Here is an 11,318-nt window from a genome sequence, read left to right on the forward strand (position 1 = left end):
AGAAATGCTTTATATTCCGGACACATGGTGTTGGCGTCGCCGATATGGGGGGTTAGACGGTTGGCAATGTCCCCGGTGGCATAGCCTTTGAAACCGAACTGCCACAGCATACCGATTTGGTGGACTTCTGCGCCGCCCACTTTAAAGGGCTTAAAGCGCTTGGTCACACAAGCCAGGGCCTCGATGTCACCCCGGGTGGTAGAGACAATAACCTTGGCACCGTTCTTGATCCCTTTATCCCGGGCCAGTTCCTCACTGAGCTCAACAAACATATTGGGCATCAACTCGGCCAGCCAGGGCAGGTTGCGAGTCAAAGCGCCGGTCTGCCAGTGCTCGGTTACCCGGTAAGTAGTAGCGATTATAGGATAATCTTCCTTCTTACCTTGCTTCTCGGGTTCCCATACTTTGGCTATCGGGTTCATAGGCTGCTTGTTGACAATTGGTGGCACCGGAGATTCCCAGGGCTCATAATGTTCAGGGAAAGGTCCATCCTTAAAGGATGCCAGCGTTGCAAAGAAACATCCTTTGCCTTCAGGACGCATGATAAATGGATCATTAAAAGCCGGCTTGTCAGGTCCGGTGGTCTTAATGAAGTCGGGAACATCCCAACCTGCCCAAGCGCCTGCTCCATCCCACCACACCAGGCGGTCGGTGTCGCCCGGCCAGGGGGTTACTCCATCCGGCTGTACTGAGCAACGGTTGTATATAATTCTTCGGTTGACTGGCCAAGCCCAACCCCAGTTGGGGAACAGTCCCAAGCCGCTGGGGTCTTCTTTCTTGCGCAGCTGCGGTTTGTAGATCATCTTGCCGTCTTTCCAGGTGGTACCGCCGCAGTAAATCCAGTTGCCGCAGGCTGTACTGCCATCATCCTTTAAGAGGGCAAAGCCTTCCACCGGCTTGCCGTCGGCGACGGTATAACCGCACAATTCATTGGCCACTTTCATAATATCGGGTTCTTCTTCGCCATGCTGACCATCGTAATCCCAGGTCATCTTGTTTATGGGTTCATCCTCAGGCCTGGTGCTGTCTGCATACAAGGCTTTGATCTTCTTGCCTAATTCATTGTAAATCCACAGGTCGGCTTTGGATTCTCCTACCGGATCAGCGCCTTTCCAGCGGAACTGCACCCAACGGCCGGTTTGGGCTGCGGTGCCCTCTTTTTCATATACAGCAGCCGCAGGAAGGAAAAATACCTCGGTAGCTATATCCTTGGGGGTTAAGCGGTGTACCTTTTCATTCTCTACCGCTCTCTCCCAGGCGGTATGACTCCAGAACTCGGCGCTCTCATTGAGCCACAGATCGATGGAAACCATCCATTTCAGTTTGGTCAATGCGGTCTGTTCTTTATTGGCGCTGGGACCGCCTACCACCGGATTGGATCCGTTGATAAAGAGACCGTCGATTTCGCCTTTATACATGGCTTCAAATAAGCCGATGTGCGAATAATTCTTGGTGTCCTGACGCTTGGGTATATAGTGATATGCAAAATCGTTGGCTTCGGTAGCGGCATCGCCATACCAGGCTTTCAAAGTACTGACGATCCACTTGGAGGTGTTGACTTTCCAACCGGAATACTTGACCCCGGCCGCGACCAGAGCCCGCAATTCAGTCAGATTGGTAAAAGGCAACTTGCCAACCCCGGGGGTTGTCTTGCGAATATAGGAAATCAAGTCTTTATAGGCAGCGCTTGCAGTAGGGGAATCAATGTAGCCGGGTAAAATGTGGAAAAGCAGAGCCATATCCGTGGCCCCCTGCACATTATTCTCCCCGCGCAGAGCATTTATTCCGCCGCCGGCTCTGCCCATATTGCCCAGTAGAAGCTGCACTATAGTGAAAGCCTTGACATTCTGGGATCCAACGGTATGCTGGGTGATGCCCATAGCATAGTTGATGCAGCCGGTTTGATCCGGAGCACTGGTAGAGCAATATAGTTTTAAGACTTCCTCATATTTTTTCTTGGGACTGCCGGTGATAGAGCAGACCGTATCGATATCGTAACGGGAATAGTGTTTCTTCATGAGCTGGAATACACAGCGCGGATCCTGCAAAGTCGGATCCTGCATGATGTTTCCGCCTTCATCGTATTTATAGTCCCAGGAACTTGTATCGTATGAACCCTTGGCGGTATCAAAACCGCTGAAGAGACCGTCCTGAAAATCGAAATCATCTCTGATCAGGAAGGCTGCATTGGTATAACTTAACACATAGTCCTTATGATAAAGCTCATTATCCAGGATGTACTTTACCATGCCCCCTAAAAAAGCGATGTCGGTACCCGAACGCATGGGGCAATAGATGTCAGCAATTGCTGAAGTACGAGTAAAGCGGGGATCCACATGAATGATCTTAGTCTGACGCTGGGGATCAAACCTGCCCTTCATAAGCCATTTCATTCCGATAGGATGATTCTCCGCCATGTTGCTGCCCATTATCAGGGCTACATTGGTGTTTTTGAGGTCGATCATGTGATTCGTCATGGCGCCTCGTCCAAATGCTGGTGACAAACCTGCCACCGTGGAGCTGTGTCAGATACGGGCCTGGGTTTCTAAAAATACCACACCCAGGGAACGCATCATTTTGGCTAAAAGATAGCACTCCTCATTATCCAAACCGCATCCACCGATAGAGGCGATCTTCTCGGTACGGTTTACAATTATTTCAGTACCGTCAGCGATTTTTTCCTTATGAATAAAACTTGCGTCACGGGTCTCCTTGATCCGCTGGGCAATTTCATTCAACATCCAGTCCCATTCTTTTTCTTCCCACTTCTCACTACCGGGTGCCCTGTATAATGGCTTTTTAACCCTCTTAGGGTTGACTACCTGATGCCCGGTCTCCGGCTCATAGATCTCTCTAAGATTGAACATAGCAGAACCCTTTGAACAAGCACAACCTTCATTGATGGGATTGTCAGGGTCGCCTACTACGCTCAGCAGTCTGACGAACTTGCCTTCAGCATTCTTCTCGGCATATACGACCAGACCGCATCCAGAAGCACAATAGGGGCACACCGTCGGTGTTGGGGTTACGTTTTTGATCCTTAGTTCCTTAATAGCCGCAGCAGTGGCTTGCATATCAAAACCAAGATCCACAACCGCAAAGCTGGCTGCGGTTCCACCGGCTAATTTGAGGAACTGACGACGCGTAACCTTCATTCCATCCCCACTCTCCTTTCCCATATTTATTTTTATAAAACTCCCAACACATTATAGCATCCCGCCGGCAATATCGACACCCATAACCTTTAGCCGGGGTTTTATATATTAAGTCTGCCGGTTTGTAACAATGGCTATGGGTATTCAAATTACGGGATAAAAGACTCTTCCCTCCCTTCAAAGGCTATCGTTGCTGCATTAAAAAAAGCCCTAATACGCCTTCTTATTATTTCGACAGAGAATTTTAAAATCCTTGCCGGGCTCGAATGGGTATTGTAGTATAACTAAAATATATCATAAGTATAATCTAATGCAACTTATTAGCAGCTAAAACCTGGCCGGACAGTTCCAGATTATACCCTCCCATTTTTCGCAGCCTTTCTTGAAAATCAGGGCTTTGTAAAGCCTCCAATAACAATTCCGTCCAGGCTTCGGGGATAAGGTCGGTCAATATACACAAATCATACTGCTCCTCCGCCAGGGGGATAAAGTCCAGATCCATAACCCGGGCACTGGCCATGATGCCCAGTCCGCAATCGCAAGCATCGTTTTTCACCGCCGCGGCTACCGCCAAATGAGTGTATTCCTCCCGGGTGTATCCATTGATCCCTGCTGGGTCCACCCCATCCCGTTTGAGCAGATAATCCAACAGGATTCGAGTCCCGGCCCCTTTTTGTCGATTGATGAAGCGTATGCCGGGGTCTAGCAATTGTGCCAAACCGGTAATCCCCAAAGGATTGCCCTTCTTCACTATCAAGCCTTGCTGCCGCCTGGCTACATTGATCAAGCGCCAGTTCTTTCCGCTGAGATAACGCTGAACATAGCTGATATTGTAGTTGCCTTGCTCAGTATCCAATAAATGTATGCCGGCCATATGGGTCTCGCCGCGCATCAGGGCCATCAGACCGCCCATACTGCCTACATTGGTCGATAAAAGGCGGATCTCGTGCCGGCGGCGCAGGTAATCAATCAACAGGTCGATACACAGGTCATGACTTCCCATGCATACCAGCGAGCGCTCGATCTCATGCCTGGGGCGCATCAAAACTGCCTGGCTGTATTCCCCGACGTTGATACCTTCCTGGCCGCTGGAGATTTTGATGACCCCGTCAGCCCTGACCAGGTTGGAGGATATGCCCGCACCTCTGCTCAAAGGATAGGCCAGATAGCGATCCTGCAATTTGGCCAGATTTACATATACGAATTCGTCCACTCCCATGGGGGAGGCTATTTTCCTGGTCAGCTGGCACTGCATTTCCTCGGGTTCAGGTACAACCAGGCCTTGTCTTCTATATATTAGTGGTCTGGCAAACAGGGTAAAAACCAGCTGTGCGGAGACCGGGTAACCTGGAACCCCTATGACCGGTTTATTTTCGCCGATCAGTCCTAATATGGCGGGTTTGCCGGGTTTAATCGCCAGGCCATGATTGAGAACCCTCCCCAGGCTGGCTATAATAGCGGATGTATAGTCTTCTCTGCCTGCAGAGGAGCCTGAGCAGATAACCAGGAGGTCAGATTGCGGCTCCATTTCCCGAACTGCCTGCAGCAGTTTGTCCCAATCATCTTCAACGATGGAGTGGCGAATGGTCTTAGCTCCCCATCCCTGGCACAATGCTGCCAGCATATAGCTATTTGATTCCACGATCTTACCGGGTTCTAAATCAGGGGAAGCGGTTGGCACTAATTCAGTGCCGGTAGGAATGATCCCCACTACCGGCTGTTTGAAAACCGCCACTTTATCTACCGCAGCACTGATTAAGGCCGCGATTTCATAACTGCCCAGGGGATATGAGCTGGGTACGATCATATCCTGGGCTACCAGATCTTCGCCCACTGAGCGGATGTGCTGCCAGGGAACCGCGGCTTTGATTATTTCAGCCTCATTGCCGAAAAAGTTGACGTCTTCGATCATAATTACGGCATCATATGGCGGGGGTACATAATCACCGGTATCCACCATTAAATAACTGCTTTCAGCTATTCTCACCGGGGTGGTTTCACTGGCAGTATAGGTATCTTTTGCCCGCACCGCAATGCCGTCCATAGCGGAAGCCTGGTAATGCGGCGAAGAACGCTTTGACAGGACCGGCCGGGAGGTAACCCGTCCCAGGCAATGGCCTACATCCACCCATTCTTCACCGGTTTTAAAGAAACCGGCTTCATTTAAAGCCTGGTTGAAGCTTAACATGGCTTCCTGCAAAGGGGTATTCTTGATATATATATTTCTTTTCATGCTGTTATAGACTCCTGGTGTTTTCAATTATTGTATCGCACCGCATTAAAAAACAAAACCAGCCTCAAGGAAAATTGACGCTGGTAATTAATCGGAGGCGCAAAGCCGTCAGTCAATTTTATCTTACCGGGTGTTTAAGTATAATAACTATAAGGGCAGGATCATCTTCCGCCCCATTAACATGTCTGAGAGGATGTAAACATGGGCGAGTTTTTGCAGGTGGTAAGTTACGAAGAGGCTATCGTCAGGCTAAAGAGCAGGCTCAAGCGGCCCGGGGAAGAACAGTGCCCGCTGGGCCGATCCAGGGGGCGGATATTATCCCGGGCGATTGCCAGCCCTGAAGATATGCCGGGTTTTAATCGGTCGACAGTAGACGGCTATGCGGTAAATGCCCTCGATAGTTTTGGGGCCAGCGAATCCCTGCCGGCCTTTTTCCAATATATCGGCGCGGTTCCCATGGGGGCCGCTCCAGACTTTTCCATCAGCTCCGGCCAGTGCGCCTGGATCCCTACCGGGGGCATGCTCCCCGCCGGCAGTGATGCCGCTATAATGGTGGAGTACACCGAAAGGCTGGGTGACGACACCATACTGGTCTACCGCCCGGGCAGCCCCGGGGAGAATGTGATGCGAAAAGGGGAAGACATATCCCGCGATGCAGATCTATTTGCCGAAGGGCACCTCCTGCGCCCTCAGGATATCGGGCTTTTGGCTTCGCTGGGAATCAGCCGGGTACCGGTTATCAAGCCTTATCTGGTCGGCATCATCAGCAGCGGTGATGAAATGGTTCCCATTGAAATGCCGCCGAATCCCGGACAGGTTCGGGATGTTAATTCATACAGCCTGGCGGCGGCGGTTGAAGAGAGGGGACATCGGGCCCAAATCTATCCGCTGGTCAGGGACGATGCGGATCAGCTAAAAAGGATGGTGGCTCAATCACTTGAACAAAACGATATAACCCTGCTGTCCGGAGGCAGTTCTGTGGGAATCGCCGACCTGACCCTGGATGTCTTGTTGTCGTTTGAGGAAGCGCAGCTGCTTTTTCACGGATTGGCGGTGAAACCGGGAAAACCAACCATGGGAGTGAGTATTAAAGATAGACTGGTAATAGGTTTGCCAGGTCATCCGGTTTCAGCGTTGATGATGTTCAATGTATTGAGCCATCAACTCTTAGACAGCAGGAGAAATCTTCATGTCCATGCCAGGCTGACCCAGAATATCGCCTCACAGCCGGGGAGAGACGACTTCGTGCCGGTTTATCTCAGTGAAGGGGCAGGCCACTGGGAGGCCCGCCCCCTGTTGGGAAAATCGGGTTTAATGAGTATCCTGGCCCAGGCCAATGGCTTTATTCATATAAAGGCTGTCGACCAGGGATTAAAGGGTGGGGAGGTTTGCCGGGTTTATCCGTTTTAAGCCTCAAAGCCCCAGTTGATTCTGCCATGAGGCTGCTATTTGCTGCCGGCGGGTTTCAATCGCTGCAAAATCCATAGCCGGTACGTAATAATGTTCCAGTTCATCGTGCCATTTTTTGGCGGTCTGCAAGATTTGCACGGCATCGGTGATGCCCTGGTTGTAGCGGTGGACGGCAGCAAAGATCAGCTTGGCCCGGGCCGATACGCCTTCATTGTCCAGCAGCTGATCGAAATCAAGCTGGCGCTTGAGCTTCAGGCCTTTTAGTATTTCTTTATAAGGAAGCAATCCGGACCCTATATCGATCAATAAAGCATTGCTGGACGGTACCAGGATATAATCGATATCATGGGGATCCACAGGATTGTGAAAAACCTCGCCATATATCCCGCCCTGCTCCATCAGGTTTCTGGTATGGGCAAACAAATCCTGCACCCCTGCTCCTGGACTGCCTTTTACCGCGAAGATAGCGGTATGATTATCGATCAAGGTTTCCAATTTGGTTATCAGTCCGCCCGGGGTCAGAGCCCCGGCAAACAGATGCCTTAAGGGGCGGTATTCCGACACCGAACCAGCCAGGAAATCGGCAGTCAATGCCTGAAGATTACGGTTAAGGGATTTGCTTACACGGTTTTCACCGTAGTAATCCTTGAGTTCGTCATAGGCGATGCCACATTCTTTGAGGCGGCTGTAAGCCCGCATAAAACACCTGGAGATTTCCCGGGTCAACTGCACAATCTCTTGGCGATGGGGCTTTATCATGTCCTGATGCCAATAATCGCCCAGGTTAAGGATTTCGTCTACAGCGCCGGGGTAAACCGGATCTACCACATGCGGACTGGTGCCATCCAACAAGCAGAATTGCTGCTTGCCGATGACGATGCCGTCCAGAGAAGACGGGTCTGAGGAACATCCATGCTCCTCGACGTCCACGCCCAGCCGGGAGAAATGATCCCCGACTTTCTTCATGAAACTGGACTTTCCCACTCCGGGTCCGCCTTTGAGGATGATTTTTTGAGCAACCTCTGGCCCCACTATCTGGTCATAGAAAGAATAAAAGCCAAAACGGGTATTGCCGCCCGGGTAAACATATCGACGGATTGCCATATTTTGCACCCCCATTTCAACATTAACCGCACAGTCGTCATTAAATCTATATGGCTAAAAGCTAAAAATATGTGGTCATACTTCTTGAATACAGCATTCCCGGCTTTGCAGAAACGCCTTCAAGAATTTACTGCGGTGGATGTCGTCTTCATTTATAATTGATAAGAAATCCCGGCCAACCAGCAGCCGATTGTAATGAAGCGCATTTTTATCTTGCGATGGGAGAGGAAATATGGATCAGCCTTTATGGGTATTACGCCAATATGATATTGTACAAGCCCAAGCCATGGCGGAGCGACTGGGCATCAGCACAGCGGCTGCGATCCTGTTGCAGCAGCGTGGCTGCCGGAGTGAAGAACAATGCCGTTATTTTTTGTCACCCCGATTGGAAGATCTTACCCCCCCGCTGTCCATGAGCGGGATGGCAGCGGCCGTAGAGATCATTCAGCGAACTGTTGACGCTAAACGGCCTATTGTAATCTTTGGGGATTATGACGTTGATGGTGTCTGCAGCATCGTTATTTTACGGGAATGCCTGGAAAGGCTCGACGCTGAGGTCGATTATTATATACCCGACCGATTCCAGGAAGGCTACGGCCTTAATACCCAGGCCGTACAGCAACTGGCCCAGCGGGGATTTGGATTGCTGATAACAGTGGATTGCGGCATCAGGTCAGTGGAAGAAGTGGCTGCAGCCAGGCGTTCGGGTCTGCAGGTCATAGTCACCGATCACCATCTGCCGGGAGATATTCTGCCTGAGGCGGATGTGATTATCAATCCCCATTTGGATCAAATGGAGGACTGCAAAAATTTATGCGGGGCCGGGGTAGCTTACCAACTGGCCAGAGCCTTGGGATCAGTACCGGACAATGACTCCTGGCTGGATCTGGCTGCTCTGGCCACCCTCGCCGATATAGTCGATTTAAACGGCGATAACCGCATCCTGGTCAAGCATGGTCTGCAGCGCATGTCTGTTACCGACCGGCCGGGATTGAGGTGTCTGATGGAAACCGGCGGAATCAAACCTGGTGAGGAAATAAGCTCCTGGCAGATAGGTTTCATATTGGGCCCGCGGCTCAATGCGGCCGGCCGGCTCAGCCATGCCCGGCTCAGCGCGGAGCTGCTCTATACTCGAGACGAACAGCAAGCCCTTTATCTAGCCGAGGTTTTGAACCGGCTGAACGATGAGCGCAAGCAAACCGAGGAAATCATACTGCGCGAAGCCTCCCTGAGAATAGCTCATCAACCTCAAATTCTGCAGAACAATGTTTTGGTTTTGGACGGTAAACAGTGGCACCACGGGGTTCTGGGCATTGTGGCCTCCAGGCTTAGTGAAATACATCGGAAACCGGTAATTCTTATAAACTGGGATGACGACAGCGGGCGTGGTTCATGCCGCAGCATCGAGGGCTTTGACATTCATCGGGCTCTTCAAGCCTGTCAGAATCACCTCCTGCAATACGGGGGGCACCCTATGGCCGCCGGGCTTACCATCGATAAAAACCAGCTGACTTTTTTCATTGAGGCCCTGGAGCGCTGGAGTCAGGAATCGGGCCAGGCCGGCGCCAGGGAGGAACGCCACTTCATCGACCTTGAAATTGACCCGGCTCAGATAAACTGCGATTTATGGCATGAGATTCAGGCCCTGGAGCCTTTTGGACCTGGCAATCCGGTTCCGGTTCTGGCGGTACGGGGAGTGGAATTGCAGCAGGCGGCTATGATCGGTGCGGAAGGTCAGCATTTCAGGGCGCGTATGCAGGGTTCTAATCTCAATGTGATTGCATTTAGGAAACCTCAATATGCTGATTTCAAGGCTGGTCAATATCGTGCCGATCTCACTTTTCAGCTTAATCGCAATGAATTTCGGGGCAGGACCAGCCTGCAGCTTAAGATCAGACAGATGAAACCCGCTTATCAGTGGGATATGAGCGCGGAGACTCCCTTGAGACCATGGCTTCGGGAAGCCCTGGGCCTTCTCGAACAGCAGCGGGCCGTCTTGCTTATAGCGCCTACTTATCGCGTATTGAATAAACTGCAACAAAGTCTGGAATTGTGGCTTTGCGAAGCGGCGCTGCATGGCCTGCACGGCCACTTGTCCGCAGCACAGCGGCAGGCCGGGGAGCAGGCTTTATTGTCCGGTGACCCGGGTTTATACTTGGTCAGCAGTGCCTATCATTATTATCTGCAGAAAAAACAGTCTGAGGCCCTAAACGCTCTTCACAGCATTGACGTGCTGAAGAGCCAGGCCGAAGGGGCGGCGGCCCGTGATCAGGACAATGGGGAAAACGGTCCCCTGACACTTAATAGCGGCATAAAAGCGTATACTGTAAAATCAGGTGAGATGCCGGATCGGGGGCGTTTCGCGGTTTATGTCAATCGCCTCAAGACGATACAGAACTTAAGAGCCGGGATCAATCCGCTGTTTTCGGAAGCCGGTCTGGGCGACATACAGCAGCGCCGCAGGGTCAGGCGTCAGTTTGTCCAGGCCAAGGAGGGGTTTTTACTTACCGACGGCAATGCCTGTGGTATGCCCATAGGCGAGATAGACGGGGTGTGGATGGCTGATTTGCCTTTCAGCACTGCGGAAATCGACCACATCTGGAATGAAATGGGAATAGGGACGTCCTGCCCGCTGGTCCTGCGCTTCAATCAAAGCCAGGTCGATGCCAACCAGATCTACCTGGGCCGCCTCTATCCCGATACGGAGCGGATAAGGTCTATGTTGCCGGCCCTGCGGTCTTTGGGGCATGGAGTGCTGCAGGGGGAGGTTTCCCAGTTCTGCCAGGTCTTATCAAGAATCACCGGCCGTCAGGTAAGCGCACTGGATTTGCAGTCCGTACTGCACGTACTTGATGATCTGGGCTTGTGCCAGTTTAAGAAAAAGGGTAGTATTATGGCAATAAAGTTTATGTTTCATGCCAAAAACAGCATTAATATGTCTGAATCCCCCTACTATCTGGAGGGCCTGGCTGAAAAAAAGGCATTTCACGACCTGGCTAACGAGCTTCAACAAATGCCGCTTTGGTGATGTTTATGGATCCACAATTGCAGCATATACTGGATAAGGTAAGCTCTTATGATCCGGATGCCAATCTGGCTCTCATAACCAAGGCATATCAATACGCCAGTAAAGCGCACGAAAATCAAAAGCGAATATCCGGCGACCCCTATATCAGCCATCCGGTTGAAGTAGCCTTAATCCTGGCGGACATCGAAATGGATGCTGCTTCGATATGCGCTGCCTTGCTTCATGATGTGGTAGAGGATACCATTGTAACCTATCAGGATGTGGTCAAGGAGTTTGGCGAAGAGATTGCCCTGCTGGTAGAAGGGGTAACCAAGCTCTCCCGGATAAATTTTAAGACCAAAGAAGACGCCCAGGCCGAAAACCTGCGTAAAATGTTTATCGCCATGGC

6 protein-coding genes are annotated in these 11,318 nt (G+C 51.2%); 3 read left to right on the forward strand and 3 right to left on the reverse strand.

Features of this window, described 5'->3' with window-relative positions:
• Both fdnG and B3W37_RS16610 read right to left on the reverse strand, forming a co-directional pair.
• Positions 1-3,155, reverse strand: a 3,155-nt coding sequence (gene fdnG / locus B3W37_RS16605) for a formate dehydrogenase-N subunit alpha (protein ID WP_483176484.1), incomplete at its 3' end; no start/stop codon positions are given.
• A 307-nt stretch (positions 3,156-3,462) separates the two neighbouring features.
• Positions 3,463-5,388: a molybdopterin biosynthesis protein gene (locus B3W37_RS16610; protein ID WP_483168559.1), complete on the reverse strand. Its 1,926-nt coding sequence runs from the start codon at positions 5,386-5,388 to the stop codon at positions 3,463-3,465.
• 201 nt (positions 5,389-5,589) lie between these two features.
• On the opposite strand from B3W37_RS16610, the gene B3W37_RS16615 reads away from it, so the two are divergent.
• Positions 5,590-6,798, forward strand: coding sequence for a molybdopterin molybdotransferase MoeA (locus B3W37_RS16615; protein ID WP_483168558.1), 1,209 nt, complete (start codon positions 5,590-5,592; stop codon positions 6,796-6,798).
• Between the two features lie 3 nt (positions 6,799-6,801).
• On the opposite strand, the gene B3W37_RS16620 is transcribed toward B3W37_RS16615, so the two are convergent.
• Positions 6,802-7,902 carry a PRK06851 family protein gene (locus B3W37_RS16620; protein WP_483168557.1) on the reverse strand — a complete coding sequence of 367 codons (1,101 nt, stop codon included), beginning with the start codon at positions 7,900-7,902 and terminating at the stop codon, positions 6,802-6,804.
• 232 nt (positions 7,903-8,134) lie between these two features.
• Between B3W37_RS16620 and recJ the strand changes: the two genes are divergently transcribed.
• Positions 8,135-10,930, forward strand: coding sequence for a single-stranded-DNA-specific exonuclease RecJ (gene recJ / locus B3W37_RS16625; RefSeq protein WP_483168556.1), 2,796 nt, complete (start codon positions 8,135-8,137; stop codon positions 10,928-10,930).
• Between the two features lie 5 nt (positions 10,931-10,935).
• On the forward strand, positions 10,936-11,318 hold a 383-nt coding region (locus B3W37_RS16630; RefSeq protein ID WP_483176506.1), incomplete at its 3' end, for an HD domain-containing protein.

The organism is Syntrophomonas sp. UBA5494 (genome assembly GCF_002426325.1).

Excerpts from the sequence above, each read along its gene's own strand:
- B3W37_RS16610 (WP_483168559.1), bottom strand. The coding sequence starts at position 5,388 with ATGAAAAGAAATATATATATCAAGAATACCCCTTTGCAGGAAGCCATG.
- B3W37_RS16615 (WP_483168558.1), top strand. The coding sequence starts at position 5,590 with ATGGGCGAGTTTTTGCAGGTGGTAAGTTACGAAGAGGCTATCGTCAGG.
- B3W37_RS16620 (WP_483168557.1), bottom strand. The coding sequence starts at position 7,902 with ATGGCAATCCGTCGATATGTTTACCCGGGCGGCAATACCCGTTTTGGC.
- recJ (WP_483168556.1), top strand. The coding sequence starts at position 8,135 with ATGGATCAGCCTTTATGGGTATTACGCCAATATGATATTGTACAAGCC.